At 70.3% G+C, this 21,968-nt stretch carries 22 protein-coding genes and 1 tRNA gene; 4 read left to right on the top strand and 19 right to left on the bottom strand.

The window, feature by feature from the left end; genetic code table 11:
- Positions 1 to 3: 3 nt before the first annotated feature.
- Genes H9622_RS12450 through H9622_RS12435 form a run of 4 tightly spaced genes read right to left on the bottom strand, consistent with a single transcriptional unit; the run spans position 4 to position 5,871 of the window.
- Positions 4 to 1,806 (bottom strand): acetolactate synthase large subunit, encoded by a 1,803-nt coding sequence (locus H9622_RS12450; protein ID WP_191766737.1) that lies wholly within the window; start codon positions 1,804 to 1,806, stop codon positions 4 to 6.
- A gap of 45 nt (positions 1,807 to 1,851) precedes the next feature.
- Entirely contained in the window at positions 1,852 to 3,558 is a 1,707-nt protein-coding gene (gene ilvD, locus H9622_RS12445) for a dihydroxy-acid dehydratase (RefSeq protein ID WP_191766736.1), read from the bottom strand.
- 10 nt (positions 3,559 to 3,568) lie between these two features.
- Positions 3,569 to 4,408, bottom strand: a complete 840-nt coding sequence (gene otsB / locus H9622_RS12440) for a trehalose-phosphatase (protein ID WP_191766735.1) — start codon at positions 4,406 to 4,408, stop codon at positions 3,569 to 3,571.
- Positions 4,405 to 5,871 carry an alpha,alpha-trehalose-phosphate synthase (UDP-forming) gene (locus H9622_RS12435; protein ID WP_191766734.1) on the bottom strand — a complete coding sequence of 489 codons (1,467 nt, stop codon included), beginning with the start codon at positions 5,869 to 5,871 and terminating at the stop codon, positions 4,405 to 4,407. Before H9622_RS12435 ends, otsB begins: the two co-directional genes overlap by 4 nt.
- A gap of 103 nt (positions 5,872 to 5,974) precedes the next feature.
- On the opposite strand from H9622_RS12435, the gene H9622_RS12430 reads away from it, so the two are divergent.
- A complete protein-coding gene (locus tag H9622_RS12430; RefSeq protein ID WP_191766733.1) occupies positions 5,975 to 6,238 on the top strand; it encodes a hypothetical protein in 264 nt (87 codons plus the stop codon).
- 3 nt (positions 6,239 to 6,241) lie between these two features.
- Here H9622_RS12430 and H9622_RS12425 read toward each other — a convergent pair whose 3' ends face one another.
- The 4 genes from H9622_RS12425 to H9622_RS12410 form a co-directional block, all read right to left on the bottom strand.
- Entirely contained in the window at positions 6,242 to 6,715 is a 474-nt protein-coding gene (locus H9622_RS12425; protein WP_191766732.1) for a GNAT family N-acetyltransferase, read from the bottom strand.
- Positions 6,716 to 6,782: 67 nt separating this feature from the next.
- On the bottom strand, positions 6,783 to 7,967 hold the full coding sequence (locus tag H9622_RS12420) for an acetyl-CoA C-acetyltransferase (protein WP_191766731.1): 1,185 nt from the start codon (positions 7,965 to 7,967) through the stop codon (positions 6,783 to 6,785).
- Positions 7,964 to 8,617, bottom strand: a complete 654-nt coding sequence (locus H9622_RS12415) for a CoA transferase subunit B (protein ID WP_191766730.1) — start codon at positions 8,615 to 8,617, stop codon at positions 7,964 to 7,966. Before H9622_RS12415 ends, H9622_RS12420 begins: the two co-directional genes overlap by 4 nt.
- A gap of 1 nt (position 8,618) precedes the next feature.
- Entirely contained in the window at positions 8,619 to 9,419 is an 801-nt protein-coding gene (locus H9622_RS12410) for a CoA transferase subunit A (protein ID WP_191766729.1), read from the bottom strand.
- A gap of 105 nt (positions 9,420 to 9,524) precedes the next feature.
- Here H9622_RS12410 and H9622_RS12405 point away from each other — a divergent pair, with 105 nt between their 5' ends.
- Positions 9,525 to 10,322 carry an IclR family transcriptional regulator gene (locus H9622_RS12405; protein ID WP_191766728.1) on the top strand — a complete coding sequence of 266 codons (798 nt, stop codon included), beginning with the start codon at positions 9,525 to 9,527 and terminating at the stop codon, positions 10,320 to 10,322.
- A 127-nt stretch (positions 10,323 to 10,449) separates the two neighbouring features.
- Here H9622_RS12405 and H9622_RS12400 read toward each other — a convergent pair whose 3' ends face one another.
- The 11 genes from H9622_RS12400 to H9622_RS12350 all read right to left on the bottom strand — a co-directional run bounded on the left by H9622_RS12400 (position 10,450) and on the right by H9622_RS12350 (position 20,335).
- On the bottom strand, positions 10,450 to 11,379 hold the full coding sequence (locus H9622_RS12400; RefSeq protein WP_191766727.1) for an alpha/beta hydrolase: 930 nt from the start codon (positions 11,377 to 11,379) through the stop codon (positions 10,450 to 10,452).
- On the bottom strand, positions 11,376 to 12,128 hold the full coding sequence (locus H9622_RS12395; protein WP_191766726.1) for a 3-hydroxybutyrate dehydrogenase: 753 nt from the start codon (positions 12,126 to 12,128) through the stop codon (positions 11,376 to 11,378). The genes H9622_RS12400 and H9622_RS12395 overlap by 4 nt, the downstream gene beginning before the upstream one ends.
- Positions 12,128 to 12,814 carry a TetR/AcrR family transcriptional regulator gene (locus H9622_RS12390; RefSeq protein ID WP_191766725.1) on the bottom strand — a complete coding sequence of 229 codons (687 nt, stop codon included), beginning with the start codon at positions 12,812 to 12,814 and terminating at the stop codon, positions 12,128 to 12,130. Before H9622_RS12390 ends, H9622_RS12395 begins: the two co-directional genes overlap by 1 nt.
- On the bottom strand, positions 12,811 to 14,400 hold the full coding sequence (locus tag H9622_RS12385; protein ID WP_191766724.1) for a class I adenylate-forming enzyme family protein: 1,590 nt from the start codon (positions 14,398 to 14,400) through the stop codon (positions 12,811 to 12,813). The genes H9622_RS12390 and H9622_RS12385 overlap by 4 nt, the downstream gene beginning before the upstream one ends.
- Complete coding sequence (locus H9622_RS12380) at positions 14,397 to 15,524, bottom strand: branched-chain amino acid ABC transporter permease (RefSeq protein ID WP_404802871.1); 1,128 nt, start codon at positions 15,522 to 15,524, stop codon at positions 14,397 to 14,399. The genes H9622_RS12385 and H9622_RS12380 overlap by 4 nt, the downstream gene beginning before the upstream one ends.
- A complete protein-coding gene (locus H9622_RS12375; RefSeq protein ID WP_191766723.1) occupies positions 15,521 to 16,396 on the bottom strand; it encodes a branched-chain amino acid ABC transporter permease in 876 nt (291 codons plus the stop codon). Before H9622_RS12375 ends, H9622_RS12380 begins: the two co-directional genes overlap by 4 nt.
- The gene (locus tag H9622_RS12370; protein ID WP_191766722.1) at positions 16,393 to 17,127 is read right to left on the bottom strand and encodes an ABC transporter ATP-binding protein; all 735 of its coding nucleotides are present in this window, start codon (positions 17,125 to 17,127) and stop codon (positions 16,393 to 16,395) included. The genes H9622_RS12375 and H9622_RS12370 overlap by 4 nt, the downstream gene beginning before the upstream one ends.
- Complete coding sequence (locus tag H9622_RS12365; protein WP_191766721.1) at positions 17,124 to 17,918, bottom strand: ABC transporter ATP-binding protein; 795 nt, start codon at positions 17,916 to 17,918, stop codon at positions 17,124 to 17,126. The genes H9622_RS12370 and H9622_RS12365 overlap by 4 nt, the downstream gene beginning before the upstream one ends.
- A 19-nt stretch (positions 17,919 to 17,937) precedes the next feature.
- Entirely contained in the window at positions 17,938 to 19,143 is a 1,206-nt protein-coding gene (locus H9622_RS12360) for a substrate-binding domain-containing protein (protein ID WP_191766720.1), read from the bottom strand.
- 187 nt (positions 19,144 to 19,330) lie between these two features.
- A complete protein-coding gene (locus tag H9622_RS12355; protein ID WP_191766719.1) occupies positions 19,331 to 20,167 on the bottom strand; it encodes a zinc-ribbon domain-containing protein in 837 nt (278 codons plus the stop codon).
- Between the two features lie 92 nt (positions 20,168 to 20,259).
- Positions 20,260 to 20,335 (bottom strand) — tRNA-Lys (locus H9622_RS12350).
- Between the two features lie 93 nt (positions 20,336 to 20,428).
- On the opposite strand from H9622_RS12350, the gene H9622_RS12345 reads away from it, so the two are divergent.
- Together H9622_RS12345 and H9622_RS12340 are read left to right on the top strand one after the other, a co-directional pair.
- Positions 20,429 to 21,268 (top strand): inositol monophosphatase family protein, encoded by an 840-nt coding sequence (locus tag H9622_RS12345; protein WP_191766718.1) that lies wholly within the window; start codon positions 20,429 to 20,431, stop codon positions 21,266 to 21,268.
- Positions 21,269 to 21,295: 27 nt separating this feature from the next.
- Positions 21,296 to 21,880, top strand: a complete 585-nt coding sequence (locus tag H9622_RS12340; protein ID WP_191766717.1) for a hypothetical protein — start codon at positions 21,296 to 21,298, stop codon at positions 21,878 to 21,880.
- The last annotated feature ends 88 nt before the right edge of the window (positions 21,881 to 21,968 follow it).

Here is a 21,968-nt window from a genome sequence, read left to right as displayed (position 1 = left end):
GGCTCAGTCCTCCTGCTCGAAGGCGGGGGCGTGGTCGCGGGCGTACTGGACGTAGCTGTTGCTGACGCCCTGCGGCACCATCGGCCACACCATCGCGTCCGCGCTCACCACGAAGTCGATGACCACGGGGCGGTCGTTCGTCTCGAGGGCGGTCTGGATCGCGGCATCCACGTCCTCCTCCTTCTCGACGCGAATCGCGAGGCAGCCGTACGCCTCCGCGAGCTTCACGAAGTCGGGGATTCGGACGGTGTCGTGACCGGTGTTGAGGTCGGTGTGCGAGTAGCGGCCGTCGTAGAAGAGCGTCTGCCACTGGCGCACCATGCCGAGCGACGAGTTGTTGATGATCGCGACCTTGATCGGGATGCTGTTGATCGCGCAGGTCGCGAGCTCCTGATTGGTCATCTGGAAGCATCCGTCGCCGTCGATGGCCCACACGTGACGGTCGGGCTCGGCGACCTTGGCGCCCATCGCCGCGGGGACCGAGTAGCCCATCGTGCCCGCACCGCCGGAATTGAGCCACGCGTTGGGGCGCTCGTACTTGATGAACTGAGCGGCCCACATCTGGTGCTGGCCGACGCCGGCGGCGAAGATGCCCTCGGGCCCGGTGAGCTCGCCGATGCGCGAGATCACGTACTGCGGCGACATCAGTCCGTCGGAGGGGCTCGTGTAGCCGAGCGGGAACTCGTCGCGCAGACCGTCGAGGAACGACCACCACTCGGTGATGTCGGGTTGCCCGCTGTCGGACGCGGCACGGAACGCCACCTCGAGATCGACGAGCACATCCTTCAGGTCGCCTACGATCGGCACGTCGGCGGTGCGGATCTTCGAGATCTCCGCCGGATCGATGTCGACGTGCACGACCTGCGCGTTCGGTGCGAACAGGGCCGCCTTGCCGGTGACGCGGTCGTCGAAGCGGGCGCCGAGCGAGACGAGAAGGTCGGCCTCCTGCAGGGCGAGAACGGCGGGAACGGTGCCGTGCATACCGGGCATGCCCAGGTGCTGCTGGTGCGAGTCGGGGAAGGCGCCGCGCGCCATCAGCGTCGTCACGACCGGTGCGCCGGTCGTCTCTGCGAGCGTGCGCAGCTCGGCGGCCGCCTTCGCGCGGATGACTCCGCCGCCGACGTACAGCACCGGCTTCTTGGCCTCGGCGATCAGCTGGGCCGCCGCCTGGATCTGCTTGCCGTGGGCCTTCGTCACCGGACGGTAGCCGGGCAGGTCGATCCTCGGCGGCCACACGAACGGGACCTCGGCCTGCTGCGCGTCCTTCGTGATGTCGACGAGCACCGGGCCGGGACGGCCCGTGCCGGCGATCTCGAAGGCCGCGGCGATGGCGCCCGGGATCTCGGAGGCGTCCTTCACGAGGAAGGAGTGCTTCGTGATGGGCATCGTGATGCCGACGATGTCGGCCTCCTGGAAGGCATCCGTGCCCATGAGGTTCGAGAACACCTGGCCGGTGATGCACACGATCGGCACCGAGTCCATGTACGCGTCGGCGATGGCCGTCACGAGGTTCGTCGCGCCCGGACCCGACGTGGCGATCGCGACACCGACCTTGTTCGAGGCCGCGGCGTAGCCCTCGGCGGCGTGTCCTGCGCCCTGCTCGTGGCGGACCAGGATGTGGCGCAGTTCGCTCGAGTCCATGAGCGGGTCGTACACGGGGAGGATGGCGCCGCCCGGCAGCCCGAAGACGTCGGTGACGCCGAGCAGCTCGAGCGAGCGGACGACCGCCTGGGCGCCCGTGAGCACGGGCGCGGTGGCGGTGCGAGCGGGTGGCCGGGGAACGGCCGCAGCGGTTTCGGCGGGCATGGTGAGGATCCTCGATCGGTCGAAGGGATGTGTCGGTGGCCGAACTCAGCCGGTCGTCGCGCCCTCTGCTGCAGAGCGCACGAGACGGGAGTACTTGGCAAGGACGCCACGGGTATAGCGCGGAGGAAGCGGCTCCCAGCCGGAGCGGCGGGAGTCGAGCTCTGCATCGTCGACGAGTAGGTCGAGAGTGCGAGCCGCGATATCGACCCGTATCAGATCACCATCGCGCACGAAGGCGATGGGACCTGCGTCCACCGCTTCGGGTGCTATGTGGCCGATGCACAGGCCGGTTGTGCCGCCTGAGAATCTGCCGTCCGTCAAGAGTAGTACATCTTTTCCGAGGCCAGCGCCCTTGATGGCGGCCGTGATGGCGAGCATCTCGCGCATGCCCGGACCGCCCTTCGGGCCCTCGTAGCGGATGACGACGACGTCGCCCTTGTCGATCGCGCCGGCCTCCAGCGCGTCCATCGCAGCGCGCTCTCGCTCGAACACCCGGGCGGGGCCTTCGAACACGGCGGCGTCGAAGCCTGCCGTCTTCACGACCGCTCCCTCGGGCGCCATCGAGCCGTGGAGGATCGTGATGCCGCCCGTAGCGTGGATCGGGTCGTCGAACGTGTGGATGACCGTGCCGTCGATCGGGTCGGGGTCGAGCTCGGCGAGGTTCTCGGCGAGCGTCTTGCCGGTCACGGTGAGCGCGTCGCCGTGCAGCAGGCCCTCGTCGAGCATCGCCTTCATGATGACGGGAATGCCGCCGTGGCGGTCGACGTCGTTCATGACGTACTGGCCGAACGGCTTCATGTCGGCCACGTGCGGCACCTTGTCGCCGATGCGGTTGAAGTCGTGCAGGCTCAGCTCGACGTCGGCCTCGCGGGCGATCGCGAGCAGGTGCAGCACGACGTTGGTCGAGCCGCCGAGCGCCATCGCGAGGGCGATCGCGTTCTCGAACGCCTCCTTGGTGAGGATGTCGCGAGTCGTGATGCCCTGGCGCAGCAGGTTGACCACGGCCTCGCCCGATCGGTGGGCGAAGTAGTCGCGGCGTCGGTCGGCCGACGGCGGAGCAGCCGAGCCGGGGAGGCTCAGGCCGAGCGCCTCGGCGACCGAGGCCATGGTGTTCGCGGTGTACATGCCGCCGCACGCACCCTCGCCCGGGGCGATCGCGCACTCGATGCGCTTGAGGTCGGCCTCGCTCATCTTGCCCGCGAGACACGCGCCCACGGCCTCGAACGAGTCGATGATCGTGACGTCCTTCTCGGTTCCGTCGGACAGCTTCACCCAGCCGGGGGCGATCGATCCGGCGTAGAGGAACACGCTCGACAGATCGAGGCGCGCCGACGCCATGAGCATGCCGGGGATCGACTTGTCGCAGCCCGCGAGCAGGACGGACCCATCGAGACGCTCGGCCATCATGACGGTCTCGACCGAGTCGGCGATGACCTCGCGCGACACGAGCGAGAAGTGCATCCCCTCGTGACCCATCGAGATGCCGTCCGATACGGAGATCGTGCCGAACTGCAGCGGATACCCTCCGCCGGCGTGCACGCCCTCCTTCGCACCCTGCGCGAGCCGGTCGAGGCTCAGGTTGCAGGGCGTGATCTCGTTCCAGCTCGACGCGATGCCGATCTGGGGCTTGTCCCAGTCCTCGTCGCCCATGCCGACCGCGCGGAGCATGCCGCGGGAGGTCGTCGCTTCGATGCCGTCGGTGACGACCCGGCTGCGGGGTTTGATGTCGATGGAGTTGTCAGGCTGGGGCATAAAGCAGAGTCTATTGCCGCGCGGCGGGTCGCTCCCCGGAGGGCTTCTCTTCCCGCACGGCCGATCGCTCGGCTGCGAGGACGGCCAGCAGCTCGGCCATCGCGGGGATGTCGGCGACCGTGAGGGTCGCCGCCGTCGGCCCGCTGCCCACGTGCACGCCCAGGTCGTTCTCCCCCAGGCTCTTCAGCGCGTCCTCGTCGGTGACGTCGTCGCCGGCGAACAGGACGGCCGAGGCCTCGGTGCGCGCGCGCAGCTCTGCGACGGCGGAGTCCTTGCCCTCGTGCCGGAACGCGTACTCGACGATGTTGTGCCCCGTGCGCCGACGCCAGTGCGGTGCCTCGGCTTCGACCAGCGCGTCGACGCGGAGGTTCGCCTCGGCCGCGTCGGCGGCGGTGGACTTTCGCGTGTGCACCCCGAAGCCGAAGCGCTTGGGCTCGATCCACACGCCGTCGAGGTCGGCGGTCGCCTGCTCGGCGTGGGCGCGCAGCTCGTCGCGGAGGGCCGCGTCACCGGGGTCGTCGTCGTGGGTCACGACGCCCTCCCCCGGGATCCAGAACTCGGCTCCGTGCGACCCGGCCAGCAGCAGCGGCGAATCGTCGAGGTGCTCTGCGATGACCCGCAGGTCGGACAGGCTGCGGCCCGATACCAGGGCGACGAGCGTGTTCGGCGCGGCGACCGCGGCATCGACCGCCTCGCGCGCCGCCGGGAGCATGCGGGCATCCATCGGCTCGTCCTCGAGCGGCGCCAGGGTGCCGTCGAAGTCGAGCGCGATGAGGAGGCGATCGGATGCCACGACCCCGGCGATCGCCGGGCGGATGGCATCGGTCGGGCCGGTCGTGTCGGTGCTCATGGGTTCCTCCGGATCGCGCGGTTCGCCGTGCCTGTCGTCTCGAGCGCCGCCAGGAACGACTGCGACCACTTGGCGACGTCGTTCTCGATCACCTTGCGACGAAGGGCGCGCATGCGTCGGCCCTGCTCGGCGGGGGGCATCTCGATCGCGCGCATGATGGCCTCTTTCATCCCGTCGATGTCGTGGGGGTTGATGCGCACGGCGCTGGACAGCTCGTCGGCGGCCCCGGCGAACTCACTCAGCAGGAGCACGCCGCGGTTGTCGGTGCGGGTGGCCACGTATTCCTTCGCGACGAGGTTCATGCCGTCGCGAAGGGCGGTGACGAGCATGACGTCCGCGGCCAGGAACAGCGCCACCATCTCTTCGCGGGGGTACGCCTGGTGCAGGTACCGGATCGCCGTGTGGCCCATCGTGTCGAAGTCCCCGTTGATGCGGCCGACCCGCAGCTCGATCTCGTCACGCAGCTGCACGTATGCCTCGACGCGCTCCCGGCTGGGACTCGCCACCTGCACGAGCGTGACGTCCTCGACCGAGATCTTGCCGTCCTCGAGCAGCTCACCGAAGGCCTTCAGGCGGTGGCGGATGCCCTTGGTGTAGTCGAGCCGGTCGACGCCGAGCAGGATCTTCTTCGGGTTGCCCAGCTCCTCGCGGATCTGGGCGGCGCGGGCCCGGATCTCCGGTCGCTGCGAGAGCTCGACGTACGACGACGCGTCGATCGAGATCGGGAATGCCTTCGCCAGCACGTTGCGCGTCGTGCCGTGGTCGTGGGGCACCGCGATGCCGGAGGCCTTCGTCGGGTACCGCAGCACACGCCGGACCGCGCGGGCGAAGTTGCCGGCGTCGGCGACACGCTGGAACCCGACGACGTCGGCGCCGAGCAGGCCCTCGAGCACCTGGCGGCGCCACGGGAGCTGCGAGTAGAGGCCGTATGCCGGGAACGGGATGTGGTGGAAGTAGCCGATGATCAGGTCGGGCCGGGATTCGCGCAGCATGCGCGGAACGAGCTGCAGCTGGTAGTCCTGCACCCACACCGTCGCGCCGGGGGCCGCGGCCTCGGCGGCAGCCTCGGCGAAGCGCCGGTTGACCTTCACGTACGCGTCCCACCACACCCGGCGATAGCGCGGTTCGGCGATCACGTCGTGGTACAGAGGCCAGAAGGTGTCGTTCGACATGCCCTCGTAGTAGAGCTCGATCTCCTCGGCGCTGAGCGTCACGGGCACGAGGTGGGTGCCTTCGAACTCGAACGGGTCGAGCTGGATGCCGGGCTTGCCGGGCCAGCCCACCCACGCTCCGTCGGCGCGCCGCATCACCGGCTCGAGCGCGGTGACGAGGCCGCCGGGGGAACGGCGCCACGACTGCTCCCCCGAGCCGTCGGTCACGTGGTCGACGGGGAGGCGGTTGGCGACGACGACGAGTTCAGCCTGGGTCACTCGGGCTCCTGACGGTGGCTGGGGACGAGGCATCCTCAGGCTATCGCGCTCGTCGCGACCACCTTCCCCGCTTGACGTACGCGGCGATGGCTGTCAAGGGGCGACCGCGGGCTGCCCGCCGCGATAGCGTGGGCGCATGCGCAAGTACCTCTTCGGCACGGGCCTCATGACCGCCATCACCGGAGGCCTGACGCTGTTGAGGGGGATGCGTGAGGATGCGCCCTTCACCTGGCGCACAGCCCTCGGGTGGCTCAGCTGGGCGATCTCGGTGGCCCTCGTGATCGGCGCGATCGTCGACGTCCGTCGCGCGTCGCGCGGCGGGGTCATCGATCCCGACTCGCCCGTGCACGGCCAGGAGAAGAAGCTCCAGCAGAACCGCCTCAAGCGCGAACGCCGCTGAGCCTCACGCTTCGGCCTCACCCGCCACCGGCCCCGGGTCGAGGTCGATCTCGTAGTGCACGAATCCGGTCGAGACCGCGACCCTGTCGTACAGGGCACGCGCTGTGGCGTTGTCGCTCTGCGTCAGCCAGTAGACCTTGTCTGCGCCGTGCTGCGCCGCCCATTCGCGCACGTGCTCGATGAGGGCGCGTCCGGTGCCGCTCCCCCGCGCCTCGGGGTCGACGAAGAGGTCCTCGAGATAGCAGTAGACGCCGGTCGACCAGGTCGCCGCGTGGGTGAGCCAGTGCACCAGCCCGATCGCGCGACCCGAGGCATCCCGCGCGATCGCTCCGTGCAGCTCGTCGTCGGCGAGGATGCGGGCGAAGGTCGAGTCGGTGACGTGCGTGGGCACCTCGGACTCGTAGAAGGTGATGTACGCCTGCCAGAGGGCGTTCCACTCCGCGCGGTCGGCGGGGGTCGGTCGGGAGATCGTGGTCACGTCGTGACGCTACCGCCCGCCGACCCGGCGCCGCATCCTCCGCCTGTGCGGAACAGCCGCGGGAGCCTCAGCGCGTGATGATGAGGGCGTCGCCCTGTCCGCCGCCGCCGCAGAGCGCGACGGCTGCCGTGCCGCCGCCGCGGCGCATCAGCTCGTGCACGGCGTGGACGACCAGCCGGTTGCCCGACGCGCCGATGGGATGCCCGATGGCGATGCCGCCACCGTGCGGGTTCACGACGTCGTCCGACAGCCCGAGCTCGGCCTGCGACCGCACCACGACCGCGGCGAACGCCTCGTTGATCTCGACCAGGTCGAGGTCGGCGATGGCGATCCCCTGCTTGGCGGCCGCCTTCTCGATCGCGCGGGCGGGCTGCGAGTGAAGTGAGTTGTCGGGGCCGGCGACCTGACCCGACGCGCCGATCACGGCGAGCACCGGCCAGCCGTTCTCGTCGGCGTGCGACCGGCTGGTCAGGATGACGGCCGAGGCGCCGTCCGAGATCTGCGACGAGTTGCCGGCCGTGATCGAGCCGCCCTCGGCGAAGGCAGGGCGAAGCCGGGCGAGCGTGTCGACCGTGGTGTCGGGCCGCACGCCCTCGTCCTGGGTGACGACGATCGGGTCGCCCTTGCGCTGCGGGATCTCGACGGGGACGATCTCGGCGTCGAACAGCCCGTCCGCGTGGGCGGCGGCCGCACGCTGGTGCGAGCGCGCCGCGACAGCGTCCTGCGCCTCGCGCGTGACCTCGAGGCGGCCATTGTGACGCTCGGTCGACGCGCCCATGCTCTCTCGGTCGTATGCATCCGTCAGACCGTCGTATGCCATGTGGTCGATCACTTCGATCGAGCCGTAGGCCCACCCGTCGCGCGATCCCATGAGCAGGTGAGGCGCGCGGGTCATGGACTCCATGCCCGCGGCGACGACGACCTTCGCGTCGCCGACCGCGATCATGCGGGCGCCGTCGATGATGGCGGTGAGACCCGAGAGGCAGACCTTGTTGACCGACCCGGAGTGAACGTCCCATCCGATGCCGGCACCGACGGCGGCCTGGCGGGCAGGGTTCTGTCCCGAGCCCGCGGGGAGCACCTGACCGACGAGCACCGCGTCGACGGCGGAAGACGGGATGCCGCCCTTCTCGAGCGCGCCGCGAATGGCCGCGCTCCCGAGCTGCACCGCGGTGAGCGGCGCGAGCTGGCCCTTCAACCGCCCCTGGGGGGTGCGGGCGGCGGCGACGATGACGACGTCGTCGTGGGTCATGATTCCTCCTTGAGTTCGTCGGCGATGAGGAGCGCCGGCTCGGTGGCGGCGATCACCTCATCGACCGTGACGCCGGGCGCGAGTTCGACGAGCACGAGTCCATCCTCCGTCACGTCGATCACAGCGAGGTCGGTGATGATGCGGTCGACGACGCCGCGGCCGGTGAGAGGCAGCGAGCACTCGTTCACGATCTTCGCGGAGCCGTCGCGCGCGACGTGCTCCATCAGGACGATGACCGTGCCCGCGCCGTGGACCAGATCCATGGCACCGCCCGGGCCCTTGACCATCTTGCCCGGGATCATCCAGTTCGCGAGGTCGCCGCCGGCCGACACCTGCATGGCGCCGAGGATGGCGGCGTCGATCTTGCCGCCGCGGATCATGCCGAAGCTCGTCGCGGAGTCGAAGAACGCCGCGCCGGCGAGTGTCGTGACCGTCTCCTTGCCCGCGTTGATGAGGTCGGGGTCGACATTGTCCTCGGTCGGGTAGGGCCCGACGCCGAGGATGCCGTTCTCGGACTGCAGCACGACGGTGACGTCGTCGGGCACGTAGTTGGGGACGAGCGTCGGAAGGCCGATGCCGAGGTTGACGTAGGCGCCGTCGGAAAGCTCCCGCGCGGCGCGCGCAGCCATCTCGTTGCGGGTGAGTGCCATGTCAGGCTCCTTCGGGGATGTCGCGGCTCAGCGCCTCGGTGACCGATACGGTGCGGCGCTCGATGCGCTTCTCGATGTCGCCGCCGACCTCGACGACGCGGTGCACGTAGATGCCGGGGAGGTGGATGCCGTCGGGGTCGAGCTCGCCGGGCTCGACGAGCTCCTCCACCTGCGCGATGCACACGCGCCCGGCCATCGCCGCGAGCGGGTTGAAGTTGCGGGCCGCCTTGTTGAAGATCAGGTTGCCGTGCCGGTCTCCCTTGAGCGCGTGCACGAGGGCGAAGTCCGTGACGATCGCCTCTTCCAGCACATAGTCCTGCGGCTCGCCCGAGACGTCGAAGCTGCGCACGTCCTTGACCGGCGACGCCACGGCGATGCCGCCCGCGCCGTCGTACCTGCGCGGCAGCCCGCCCTCGGCGACCTGCGTGCCGACGCCCGTCTGGGTGTAGAACGCGGCGATGCCCGACCCGCCGGCCCGCAGCTTCTCGGCCAGCGTGCCCTGTGGTGTCAGCTCCAGCTCGAGCTCGCCCGAGAGGAACTGGCGCTCGAACTCCTTGTTCTCGCCGACGTAGGACGAGGTCATCTTGCGGATGCGCTTCGCATTCAGCAGGATGCCGAGGCCCCAGTCGTCCACACCGCAGTTGTTGCTGACGATGCTCAGATCGCTGGTGCCCTGCGCGAGCAGGGCCTCGATGAGGGCGATGGGGTTGCCCGAGAGGCCGAACCCGCCGACGGCGAGCGATGCGCCGTCGGGGATGTCGGCGACCGCCTCGGCGGCTGACTCCCACGTCTTGTCGATCACGTGCTACTCCTTCGTTGCCGGACGATCTCCATCCTGCGTCCGTCGCGCGCGCGCCGACCCACCGCGGTTTGCCATGTGGAAGTCCAAGGGCGTAGTGTCCACATCGTGAACACCTCAACGAAGAATGCGCGCTCGATCCCCGGCGCGCAGTCCGTCGCGAGGGCGGCGCAGCTGCTGCGCCTGGTCACCTCAGCGGGTGCCGAGGGCGTGTCGGTGGTCGACCTCGCGCGTCGCGCGGAGCTCACCCGGCCCACCGCCCACCGCCTGCTCTCCGCGCTGCGCCACGAAGGCCTCGTCGACCAGGACGATCGCACGGGCCGGTGGATGCCCGGACCCGAGCTCTACCTCATGGGGTCGGTCGCGGCATCCCGCTATGACATCACCGGTATCGCCCGCGACATCGTGCGGTCGCTCGCGGTGCGCACCGAGGAGAGCGCGTTCCTCTCGGTGCGGCGCGGAGACGAGACCGTGTGCCTCCTGCGCGAGGAGGGCAGCTTCCCGATCCGCTCGTTCGTGCTGTCGGAGGGCGTGAGGTTCCCGCTCGGCGTGGCCTCGGCCGGCCTCGCGATCCTCGCGTTCCTGCCGCCCCACGATGTGGACGCCTACCTTGAGCGGCATCCGGAGCTCGCCCGCCGGTGGGGCGCGTCGCATGGCGAGAAGCGCCTGCGTGCCCGCCTGCGCGACACCCACGAACGCGGGTACGCGGTCAACCCGGGACTGATCGTCGAGGGCAGCTGGGGCCTCGGCGCGGCGGTGTTCACCAGGGAGGGCCACCCGCAGTGGGCACTCAGCCTCACGGGCGTCGAGTTCCGCTTCGGCCCCGAGCGACTGCCCGAGCTCGGACGCACGCTCTTGGCGCACGCCCACCAGCTGACGACGCGCATCGCCTCCGCCGCCCGCTGAGCCGCGACCCGCTCCCCGCCGCCCGGTCCCCGTCGCCCGTAGCCCGCCACCGTCGCCCGCCGCCACCCTCCTTCGCTCACCTGTCACGATGTGCCGCGGCGGGGGGGCACTACGTGACAGACGAGCATCAGGGGGTCGGGGCCGCGGCGAGCTCCTCGCGCACGGCGGCGGCGACGACATCAGCGCCACCCGGCGACATCACGATCGTGTAGTGGTTGAACCGGTCGAGCCTCTCGTGGCGCACCGAGGGCGTCGCCGCGAGCACGCGAGCGAGGTGCTCCGGCGCGTACAGCCCCGGTTCCTCGTCCTGCAGACCGCGCGGCACGGTCACCAGCCGGACGGGATGCCGCAGCCCGGCCAGCGCGTCGGTCAGGCCGGTTCCGGTGTTCATGTCACGCGTGTCGTCGGCGGTCGTGCGATAGCTCGTCGCGGGGCGCAGCGCTCCCGCCCCGTCGTCGACGAGATCGTAGGCGAGATAGTCCTCGAGCTCGGGTGTCCAGTCGCCCCGGAAGGCGGGGTGCCCCCGCCAGAAGTCCAGGTACTCCTGCACGTCGGCGAAGCGCATCGAGAGCCGGGCGGCGGTGGGACCGAGGATGCCCGCAACGAGAGCGTCGGTGTCGAGCCCGGCGGGGACGTCGAGCGGCAGACCCCCGTCGACGAGCACGAGGCGCGACACGCGCTCGGGATAGAGGTGGGCGAAGACGACGGCGACGAAGGCGCCCATCGAGTGGCCGACGACCACGGTGCGGGCGATGCCCAGCGCGTCCAGCGCCGCCGCGAGGTCTTCGGCGTGGGCGCGCATGCCTGCCGGCCCAGAGACGTCGTTGCTCGCACCGCGTCCGCGCAGGTCAGGCGCGACGGCCCGCACGCCGGGGAGCCGGTCGACGACGAACGGCCAGGCGAGGTGGGAGGACGTCACGCCGTGGATCAGGAGGACGTCCGGCGCGGCGGCCTTGGCCGGGGCCGGATCCCACACCGCCACGCGCAGGTCGCCCCCGGCGACCGGCACATCGAGAGTGCGGTAGGTGTGCCCGATGCGGGTCTGCGTCGAGGTCATCGCGCCGTCCACCCGCCGTCCATCGTGTAGGACGCGCCGGTGACCATGCCCGACTTGTCCGACACGAGCCAGCCGGCGAGGGAGGCGACCTCGTCGGCCTCGACGAGACGCTTCACGGCGGTCTCGGTGAGCATGATCTTCTCGACGACCTCACTCTCGGGGATGCCGTGCACCTTCGCCTGATCGGTGATCTGCTTCTCGACGAGCGGTGTGCGCACGTACGCCGGGTTGATGCAGTTGCTCGTCACGCCGTGGGCGGCACCCTCGAGCGCGGTCACCTTCGAGAGTCCTTCGAGGCCGTGCTTGGCGGCGACGTAGGCCGACTTGAACGCGCTCGCGCGCAGGCCGTGAGCGCTCGAGATGTTGATGACGCGCCCCCAGCCCTTCTCGTACATGCCGGGGAGCGCCGCGCGCACCAGCAGGAAGGGCGACTCGAGCATCAGCCGCAGGAGCAGCCGGAACGCGTCGGGGTCGAAATCCGGGATCGGGCTGACGCGCTGGATGCCGGCGTTGTTGACGAGGATGTCGACGTCGAGAGTCAGATCGTCGAGCGCGGCCGTGTCGGAGAGATCCACCACCCACGCCTCGCCGCCGACCTGCGCCGCCGCGGCGGCCGCGGCATCCGCATTCAGATCCGCGATGATCACGTGTGCACCGCGCCCCGCGAACTCGTGGGCGCACGCGAGCCCGATGCCGCTCGCTCCGCCGGTGACGAGGGCTCGCTTGCCCGCCAGGTCCTGCTCGGCCATCACTTCGGTCCTTCCGGCTGCGTCGTCCTCGGCGCCAGCGCGTTGTCGATGAGTCGGGTCATCCCGTCGAACACGACGGGATCGAGCTGTGCGGGCGGGCGTCCATCGGCGTCGCGCTCCCACAGCAGGAAGCGCATGCCGATGAGCTCGCCCATGCCCATCAGCGCCCATGCGGTGGTCTCGGGATCGAGGGCGCGGTCGACGTCGCCCACCTCCTGCGCCTGGCGCAGGCCGGCCTCGTATCCCTCGACGATCCGGGTGTAGTGCAGGCGCAGCACCTCGGGCGAGACGAACTCCGCTTCGCGCACCACCCGGTAGAGGGCGGGATGCTCCGCCGTGAAGCGGAAGAATCCCGCGAAGCCTGCCCGCTCGGCGTCGAGGCGCGACGTGGCGCCTTCCATGGCTTCCGACATCGAGTGCCGCACGCGGCGGTTGAGGTCGATGACCAGCGCCTCGAAGATCGACTGCTTGCTGTCGAAGTACAGATAGAACGTGCCGAGCCCGATGCCCGCGCGCTCGGTGATCTTGACGATGGATGCCTCGTGGTAGCCCTGCTCGGCGAACACGACCTCGGCGGCTTCGAGCAGTCGCCGACGCGTGGCCTCGCCGCGCTTTGTCAGCGGGCGGCCCGTCGCCGGGGAGATGAGCTCCGCGTCGTCGTCGACCATTCCGTCGGGAAGCGTCATGGCCCCACCCCTTCCGTCTCATGATCGGGCGTCGCCACCCGATCCCCCGCGATGAGCCGTCGTGCCCGGTCGCGCAGCCGCGAGCGGGCGAGCTTCTCGATCGTCGCGCGCGGCAGCGCGTCGACGAACTCCACATGCGTCGGCACCTTGAACCCCGCGAGATCCCGCCGTGCGTGCGCGAGCACCTCGTCGGTCGACAATGCCGCGCCGGGCGTCGCGACCACGAATGCCACGCCCCGCTCGCCCCACACCGGATCCGGCACGCCCACGACGGCGGCGGCCTCGATGAGGGGGTGCCGGGTGAGCGCGTGCTCGACCTCGGCGGGTGCGACGTTCTCGCCGCCCGAGATGAAGATGTCCTTGATGCGGTCGACGATGCGGAACACGCCGTCGGCGTCGCGGTGCACGAGGTCACCCGTGCGCAGCCACTCGCCGCTCATCGTGCGCGCGGTCGCCGCGCCGTCGCCGAGGTAACCCGCGAACACGCTGGGGCCGCGCACCCACAGCTCGCCGGTGGCGTCGCCGTCCAGCGGAAGACCCGTCTCGGGGTCGACGATCCGCACCGAGACGTGCGGATAGGGCCGCCCGACCGCGCCCGGGTGGGCCGCCGCCTCCTCAGACGACAGGTGCAGCACGTTGGGCGCCGCCTCGGTCAGGCCGTAACCCTGGGTGAGCGCGACGCCGCGGTCCGTCCACTGCTCGTGCAGCGGGGCCGGCATCGTGGCGCCTCCCACGAGTGCCAGGCGGAGGGACGAGACATCCGTGGTCGGCCACTCCCGGTCTGCCGCGAGGAGCGCATACTGCGTCGGCACGCCCATCATCGCCGTCACGCCGCGTTCGGCGATCAGCTGCAGGACACGCGCGGGCTGGAACGAGCGCTCCAGCACGACGGTCGCACCGACCCACCATGCGAGCAGCGGCTGGCAGTTCCATGCCGCGATGTGGAACTGCGGCAGCATCGCGAGCACGACATCGTCCTGCGTGAGGGGCAGCGCCTGGGCGAGCGCGAGGTTGTTCCAGAAGCAGTTGGCGTGCGTGAGCACGACACCCTTCGGTGCGGCCTCGCTGCCCGAGGTGAAGACCACCAGCAGCGGGTCGTCGTCCTGCACGGGACGGCGTGGCCGCGGCGAGGCGGATGCCGCGACGGCGGCTTCGACCCCGGTTGTGCCGAGCACGGCCACGGGCAGCGCCCGGTCCAGGCCGCGCAGGGCCTCGCCCGCGAGGGCCGCGTGCTCGTCCTCGACGAGCAGCAGCACCGGGTCGGCACGGTGGAGCTGGTCGGCGAGCTCGCGCGGAGTCAGCCGCCACGACAGCGGCACGAACGCGATGCCGCCGAGAGCGCACGCGAAGAAGGCGACGACGTGGTCGGTGGAGTTGCCCGACACCGTGGCGATGCGGTCGCCCGCGCCGTGGCCGGCGCGCCGCAGTGACTCGGCGAGGGCGACGGCGCGTGCCGCCAACGTGGCGTAGTCGGTCGTCACGCCGCGGTCGTCGACGGCGGTGCGCTGCGGCGAGCGGGACGCGCGATCGATGAGCCAGCGCCCGATCGTGTGGGCGCCGTCGTCGGACTCGGCAGGCCAGGTCACGCGCGCACCTCCGCCGGAGCCTCCGCCGCCTCGTCGTCGAGGGTCTGCAGGGTGCCGCGGACCTTCTCGCCGCGGCGGCGCCGCATCGCGCTGTCGATCGTGCCGGCGATGCCGCCGGGCAGGAACATGACCACGAGGATGAACAGCACCCCGAGGATGAACAGCGGCTCCGACAGCGGCACGCGCAGCACGTCGGGCAGGCCGGCGATGGCGTCCGATCCGGCGAGGACCGTCAGTCGCTGGTCGAGGAGCGTGTACAGCACACCGCCAACGATGGCACCCCACCGGAACCCGACGCCACCGAGCACGACCATCACGAGGATCGTGATCGTGAGGTCGGCCGACACCGCGCGGGGCACGGTGCCCGACTGCAGCAGCATGTACGCCACGCCGGCGAGGCTCGCGAGGACCGCGGCGATCACGAACACGAGCAGTCGCACGCGGTACGGCGAGAGCCCGAGCACGCGCACCCGCTGCTCGTTCTCGCGCGTCGCCCGGGCGAGATGGCCGAGGCGCGAGGTGTCGACCCACAGCGTCACCAGATACACGACCACCAGCACCGTGAGCGTGAACCAGTAGAGGTTGCGGGTGTTGATCACGCCGATGAGGAAGTCGGGCACCTGATCGGTCTCGAGCCCAAGCCCTTCCTCACCTCCGGTGATCTGCGAGTTGCGCCGGACCAGCACCGAGCCGGCCTGCGCGAACGCGAGGGTGACCATCGCGAACGGGATGCCCGAGACGCGCATCGAGACGGCGCCCGTGACGAAGGCGATGACCATCCCGCCGATCAGGGCGATGAACACACCCGGCCACAAGGGCACGCCGAAGTGCTCGAGTGCGATGCCGAGCCCGTACGCGCCGGCGCCGAAGTACAGGGCGTGACCGAACGACAGCATCCCGCCCGATCCGAGCAGCAGGTTGTACGACAGCGCGAGCGCGGCGAACACCATGCAGAGGGACAGCAGCGCGAGGGTGCCCGGCATGTATGTGGGAGTGGGAAGGATGCCGGGAAGCGACAGGTTCAGCATCGGCAGCAGCGCCATGAACCCGACGAGGGCGACGCCGAAGACAGCGGGCACGAGGCGGCGGACGCCGCCGGCGGTGACGGTCGATTGGGCGCTCATGCCTTCTTCCCCAGGAGTCCGGCCGGGCGCACCAGCAGCACCACGGCGAGGAGGATGACGACGATGAAGTCGCCGGTTCCTCCGAGATAGAAGTTCGCGAACTGCTGCAGAACCGCGACGAGGACGGATGCCACGGCCGCACCCGTCAGCGACCCGAGACCGCCCACCACGGTGACGATGAACGCGAAGATCAGCAGCGTCGCCCCGAGATGTGCGGAGACGAAGGTGGAGTAGTGCATCGCGAGCACTCCCCCGATGCCGGCGGCCGCACCTCCGATCGCGAAGACGAGGGTGAACGACCGTCGCACGTCGATCCCGAGGGCCGTGACCATGGAGCGGTTCTCCACGCCGGCGCGGATGATCATGCCGTAGCGCGTGCGCTTGAGGAACAGCACGAGGGCGCCGAGCACGAGGGCGGCGGCGATCATGAGCACCCAGTAGGTGTTCGGGATGCGGGCGCCGAGCACGTCGGTCGTCTGGCGCAGCCACGCCGGGCCCGAGATGTGGATCGGATCGGTGCCCCAGATGCCTTCGAACAGGGCGACGGCGGCGAACGAGAGTCCGACCGTCACGAGCACCTGCTCGATGTGCCGCTCGTACAGCGGACGGATCAGCACGAGCTCGGTGAGCGTCGCGAACACGGCGCCGACCCCCGCTCCGACGAGCACCGACAGCAGGAAGGAGCCCCACGAGTCCGTGCCGAGCGCCTGCGCGACCATCCAGCCCATGAAGGCGCTGAGGGTGAGGAAGGCGCCGTGCGCGAAGTTGAGCACGTGCATGAGCCCGTAGATGAGGCTCAGCCCGCTCGCGACGAGGAAGTAGAGGGCGCCGAGGCCGACGCCGGTGATGAGGGTGAGGACGAGCGTGCTCATGCGCGGTCGCCCTCCGTCCCGTGTGCGTGAGTGGGCTCTGCGTGCACGCCCAGCAGCCGCCGGGTGAGGTCGTCGTCGTCGAGGATCTCGCGGGCCTTTCCGATGTGCACGACGCGTCCGCCGCCGATGACGACGGCCGTGTCGGCGAGGCGGCGCACCACCTCGAGGTTCTGTTCGACGAGGAGGATCGGCACGGTCTTCGCCGCTTCCTCGAGGGCATCCGCCACCTCGGTGACGATCTTGGGCGCGAGGCCCTTGGTCGGCTCGTCGACGAGCAGGAGTCGGTTGTCGTTGATGAGCGCCCGCGCAACGGACACCATCTGCTGCTGTCCGCCCGAGAGCGTGCCCGCCGGCTGGTCCCGCCGGGCGACCAGGTCAGGGAAGAGCTCGGCCACGAACTCGCGGCGCGGTGCGCGCTGTCGCTCAGCCAGCGCCAGGTTCTCGGCGACGGTGAGCGACGAGAAGATCTCGCGGTCTTCCGGCACGTACCCGACACCCTTGCGGACGATCTTGTGGGTGGGGAGGGTGTCGATGCGCTCGCCCGCGAGGCGCACCTCGCCACGGCGGTGGATCAGACCCAGGATGCCGCGCAGCGTCGACGTCTTGCCCACGCCGTTGCGGCCGAGGACCGCCGTGATGCCGACAGGCGGCATCTCGAAGGTGACGTCCTCGACGACCTGCTGGCCGGCGATCGAGCACCGCAGTCCGGAGACGGTGAGGATGGCGTTCATCCGGCGGCCCCCGTCCCGAGGTAGGCGCTCTGCACGAGCCGGTTGTCCATGACGGCCTGCGGGGTGTCGTAGGCGATGATCGTGCCGAAGTACATCACCGCGACCTTGTCGACGAGGCCCATCAGCACGTCGATGTGGTGCTCGACCATGAGGACGGTGCACCCCTTCTCGCGATGCAGGTCACGGATGTTGCCGACGAGCCCGTCGACGTCTCCCGAGCCGACTCCGGCCATCGGCTCGTCGAGCAGCACGATGCTCGTCTCGGTGGCCAGCAGCACCGCGATCTCGAGCTTGCGCTTGTCGCCGTGCGAGATGTCGCCTGCGGCCGAGTCCCGCTTGTGGCTGAGCCCGACGGCCTCGAGCTTCTCGAGGGCGAGCTCGGTCGCGGCATCCGATCGCCTCGGGAATCGCAGCAGCGACCCTGAGCCGCCCAGCGAAACCTGGGCCGCGAGACGCACGTTCTCGAGCACGGAGAGCCGCGGGAAGAGGCTCGACGTCTGGAAGGTGCGCCCCAGTCCCGCCCGCGCCCGGGCGGGCACAGACGCCGTGGTGATGTCGTCGCCGTCGAGCAGAACCTGCCCGGCGGTCGGCTTCAGGAGGCCGGAGACCACGTTGAACAGTGTGGTCTTGCCGGCTCCGTTCGGGCCGATGACGCCCACGAGCGAGCCCGCGGCGACGTCGAGGTCGACATCTGTGAGGATCGTCGCGCCGCCGATCTGCAAGCCGAGGCCTGCGACCTGCAGCCGTGAGCCGCGAGTCGCGGGCGGCGCGGACGGAACTGGGGTGCTCATCGTTCGGTGAGGCTCCCGATCACTCGGCGGCTTCGGCCGGCGCGACGGCGTCGGCTGCGGCCGTGTCGACGAGCTCGGGCACGAACGCGCCGCCGTCGGCGACGAGCTTGACCTGGTACATCTCCTGGATGAGCGCGTGGTCGCTCGCACGCACGGTCATCGTGCCCTTGGGACCCTCGAACTCGAAGCCTTCCAGCGCCTCGACCATGGCGTCGACGTCTCCGGCGCCCTCCTTGATCGCCTGGACGATCATGATGGCGGCGTTGAAGCCGTCGGGGCTGAAGAGGTCGGGCGTACCGCCCGCCGACTCGATGGCGTCGACCATCGCCGCGTTCACCTCGTTGTCGGGCGCTCCCGGGAAGTAGTGGTTCAGGAAGTTGATCTTCTCGGAGGCCTCGCCGTACGCCCCGAAGGTGGCGGCGTCGCCGAGACCGGTGACGACGGGGATCTCATCGAGCACGCCCTGCTGGCTGAGCGCCTGCCACATCGCGCCCGAGGTCGCACCTGCCCACGCCACGAAGACGAGGTCGGGCGCGCCCGTGAGGATCTGCTGAGCGAACGGTGTGAACTCGGTCGCGTCCTCGGCGACGAGCACCGAGGTGACCGTGGCGCCCTGGCCGCCCAGGATCGCGTCGACCGCCGCGACGTTGCCCTGACCGAAGGCGTTGTCCTGGGCGAACACGGTGACCGTCTTGCCCTCGATGTCATCGAGGAACGTCCCGGCGGTGGCGACGTCCTGGGCGCTCTGGCGGCCCGAGCGGAACGTGTAGTCGTTGACGCCCGTCAGTGCGTCGGCTGCTGCCGGGCCCGAGATGTAGAGGACCTTGTTCTGCTCGGCCTGCTCGGCGACCGCCAGTGCGACGCCTGAGGACGCCGTGCCCGCGATGATGTTCACGCCTTCGCCGATGAGCTCCTTCACGACCGTGACCGCCTTGTCGGGGTCGCCCGCGTCGTCCTTGTACTCGACGTCGATCGTCGTGCCGTCGACCTCGCCCGTGCCGTCGGTGGCGTAGTCGAGGCCCGCCTTGAACGCGTCGAGGTACTGCTTGCCGTAGCCGGCGAGAGGGCCGGACTCGCTCGTGACGACGCCGACCGTGATCTCGGCCGGGCGGTCGTCGCCGTCAGCGGGCGCGCCTCCGGGCTGGGCCTGCGGCGCGCAGGCCGCCAGGAAGATCGCGGCCGTGGCGACCACGGACCCCATGAGCAACTTCTTCGAAACCCGCATGTGCGTGCCTTTCGCCGTTGGAAGGTTCGGGTGCCCGGATCGGGCATACCTGAAATCCGATTCAGGTATTCGCAAATGTAGGAAGTCCAGCCCGTCCGGTCAAGTCGAGGTGGTGTCCGGGCGGCTGTCGTTATCGAATCGCGATGGAGTGCGTGGTGGTCGAGCAGCGGAGCGAGACGACACGCACTCAGACGAGATAGGCATCGACGAGCAGCGACCCGCGGATGTCGCGCAGCACGTCGATGAGCCGGTCGACGCCTCGGCGTCCGACCGACGAGAGCTGCACGTCGTAGGGACCGATCGGCTCGAGCCGGCCGGTGCGGATCCGCACGACCTCCCATCCGGTCGCGCGCAGTGTGCGGTCTTTGCGGCGATCGGCGTCCTCCCGCTTACCCACGTGCTCGAGCCCGTGGCGGCCGGTGCTGTCGTACTCGATCGCGATGCGCAGCTCGGGCAGGAGGATGTCGGGCCACACCTCGACGTGGTCGAAGAACGGGCGCGACACCCGCACGGCATTCCTGCCGGACGTCACCCCGAGCCGCGCGAACACGTCGGCGCGCAGCTGCGCCTCGACGGCGGATGCCGGGCGCGGAGCGCACACGCTGACGAAGGACTCGCCCGCCGGAAGACCGGGCGTCTTGGGGCAGAGCGTGCGTGGAGGCCGCGGCGGGCGGGCGCGCTTCGGCCGCGCGACGGGCTCGCCCAGGATCGCGACGGGCGCACGCGCCGACGTCGAGCAGTCGGGGCACCACGCGGAACGCCGGCGCTCCCGCCCCGGACGGTTGCGCTGCTCGGCCGGCGTCGCGGCGAACGAGTGCCCCGCCTCGCACTGCCACAGCAGCAGCACGTCGGCCGCCGGCGGGATCTGCGTGAGCGTGATCCCGGCGTTCAACTCGGGGTGGTACTGCCGGATGAGTGCCGGGTACGGCGCCCAGGCTTCGCGGTAGGTGCCGACCGGGTACGGCACGTCGGCGCCGCGCGAGAACTGGCGCCTGGCCCACCACAGTTCGACCCGCTCCGGCATGCCCGGCACGATAGCGCGGACCTCCCCCACCGGCGTGACGATGGCCCCGGTGAACGAAGAAGAGCGGCCCGTTCGGGACCGCTCTTCTGAGGTGGTGCACCCCCAGGGACTTGAACCCTGAACCCACTGATTAAGAGTCAGTTGCTCTGCCGATTGAGCTAGAGGTGCGTGATTCGCACGAGGCGAACCGAGGGTCAACATTAGCATCACGATTGCGTCACCGGAAATCGAGGTCGAGACGAGGCCGTTATCCTGGTCGACGTGACCTCCCCCACCTCGCCGACGCGCTTCGACGCGCCCTTCGAGGGCGAGCTGGAGGCCGATCTCGCACTCGCTCTCCGGCTGGCGGATGCTGCGGACGCGGCATCCATGAGCCGTTTCGATGCCGCCGATCTCGAGGTGAGCCTGAAGGCCGACGCCAGCCACGTGACCGAAGCCGACCTCGCCACCGAGCGCGCGATCCGCGCCATGCTCGAGACGGAACGGCCGGCCGACGGCGTCTTCGGCGAGGAGTACGGCGTCACCGGCGACACGCGCCGGCAGTGGATCATCGACCCGATCGACGGCACCGCCAACTACCTCAAGGGCATCCCCATGTGGACGACGCTGATCGCGCTCGCGGTCGACGGCGTCCCCCGTGTCGGGGTGGCCAGCCAGCCCGCGATCGGACGCCGCTGGTGGGCCGCCACCGGTCACGGCGCGTGGACCGATGTGCCCGGCAGCGAGCCGCGTCGGCTGGCGGTCTCGTCCGTCGACTCGATCGCCACCTCGAGCGTCAGCTTCCAGAGCATCGGACAGTGGCGGGATGCCGGCAAGCTCGACGCTCTCGAGCGGCTGACGGCCTCCGTGTGGCGCGACCGCGGCTACGGCGACGCGTGGCCCTACATGCTCCTGGCCGAGGGGCGGCTCGAGCTCGTCGCGGAGTTCGGGGTGAAGGAGTACGACATCGCCGCGCTCGTGCCCATCGTGACCGAGGCGGGTGGCCGTTTCACGTCGTTCGACGGCAACGACTCGCTCTCCGAGCGCTCCTCGCTCGCGACCAACGGCGTGCTGCACGACGACTACCTCCGCCTCCTGCACTCCGCCCGATCCTTCCACTGACCGATCCGCTCCCCCGGAGACCGCACGATGATCCCCCCACGTCACCGCTTCGCCACTCGCGCCGTCGTCATCCTGGCGGCCGCGGCGCTGCTCGCCTCGTGCGCGGCGAGCCCCCCGTCGGCGGCGCCCGATGCCACGCCGACGCCGGTGGCGACCGAGCCCGCTCCGGAGCCCTCGACGACGCCCGAGCCGGAGCCGGCGGCCTCGGACGAGCCGACCTGCGAGACGCTCATCGGCGAGACCGTCGTCGAAGACTTCGCGAGCCTGGGGTGGACCTCGCAGACGGAGCCGTTCTACATCGGCAGCTTCGAAGTCGCCGAGGGCATCCAGTGCGTCTGGGCCGACTTCGACGGCCCAGCGGGCGACCACGGACAGATGTTCGGCTGGGCCCGCATCTCCGACGAGGACGCCTCGGCGACGCAGTCCGAGCTCGTGTCGCAGGGGTGGATCCGCGAAGAGGGCCCGGAGGGCGTGTACATCACCGAGAGCCCCGCCACGACGATCACCACCGACGACGAGGGCTACGGAATGACCTATCTGTACGCGTCCGGCTGGGTGAAGCTCGCCGACACCAAGCAGGGACTGCTGCTCATCGAGTGGCCGAAGTCCTGACGGCGAACACGCCGACAGCGGAAGAGGCGGAGGGCTGATCCGAAGATCGCCCTCCGCCTCCTTCACCGACGGGTCGTCACACGCGGGG

It is taken from the genome of Microbacterium gallinarum, from assembly GCF_014837165.1.
GTDB classification, from domain to species: domain Bacteria; phylum Actinomycetota; class Actinomycetes; order Actinomycetales; family Microbacteriaceae; genus Microbacterium; species Microbacterium gallinarum.
This window is presented reverse-complemented; position numbering and strand designations above follow the sequence as displayed.

Coding starts and splice junctions, on each gene's coding strand:
- H9622_RS12365 (WP_191766721.1), bottom strand. CDS start 17,918: ATGAGCACCCCAGTTCCGTCCGCGCCGCCCGCGACTCGCGGCTCACGG.
- H9622_RS12395 (WP_191766726.1), bottom strand. CDS start 12,128: ATGGCCGAGCAGGACCTGGCGGGCAAGCGAGCCCTCGTCACCGGCGGA.
- H9622_RS12340 (WP_191766717.1), top strand. CDS start 21,296: ATGATCCCCCCACGTCACCGCTTCGCCACTCGCGCCGTCGTCATCCTG.
- ilvD (WP_191766736.1), bottom strand. CDS start 3,558: ATGCCCCAGCCTGACAACTCCATCGACATCAAACCCCGCAGCCGGGTC.
- H9622_RS12450 (WP_191766737.1), bottom strand. CDS start 1,806: ATGCCCGCCGAAACCGCTGCGGCCGTTCCCCGGCCACCCGCTCGCACC.
- H9622_RS12380 (WP_404802871.1), bottom strand. CDS start 15,524: ATGAGCGCCCAATCGACCGTCACCGCCGGCGGCGTCCGCCGCCTCGTG.
- H9622_RS12390 (WP_191766725.1), bottom strand. CDS start 12,814: ATGACGCTTCCCGACGGAATGGTCGACGACGACGCGGAGCTCATCTCC.
- H9622_RS12415 (WP_191766730.1), bottom strand. CDS start 8,617: ATGGCACTCACCCGCAACGAGATGGCTGCGCGCGCCGCGCGGGAGCTT.
- H9622_RS12375 (WP_191766723.1), bottom strand. CDS start 16,396: ATGAGCACGCTCGTCCTCACCCTCATCACCGGCGTCGGCCTCGGCGCC.
- H9622_RS12435 (WP_191766734.1), bottom strand. CDS start 5,871: ATGCCTCGTCCCCAGCCACCGTCAGGAGCCCGAGTGACCCAGGCTGAA.
- otsB (WP_191766735.1), bottom strand. CDS start 4,408: ATGAGCACCGACACGACCGGCCCGACCGATGCCATCCGCCCGGCGATC.
- H9622_RS12370 (WP_191766722.1), bottom strand. CDS start 17,127: ATGAACGCCATCCTCACCGTCTCCGGACTGCGGTGCTCGATCGCCGGC.
- H9622_RS12355 (WP_191766719.1), bottom strand. CDS start 20,167: ATGCCGGAGCGGGTCGAACTGTGGTGGGCCAGGCGCCAGTTCTCGCGC.
- H9622_RS12400 (WP_191766727.1), bottom strand. CDS start 11,379: ATGACCTCGACGCAGACCCGCATCGGGCACACCTACCGCACTCTCGAT.
- H9622_RS12420 (WP_191766731.1), bottom strand. CDS start 7,967: ATGACCCACGACGACGTCGTCATCGTCGCCGCCGCCCGCACCCCCCAG.
- H9622_RS12430 (WP_191766733.1), top strand. CDS start 5,975: ATGCGCAAGTACCTCTTCGGCACGGGCCTCATGACCGCCATCACCGGA.
- H9622_RS12360 (WP_191766720.1), bottom strand. CDS start 19,143: ATGCGGGTTTCGAAGAAGTTGCTCATGGGGTCCGTGGTCGCCACGGCC.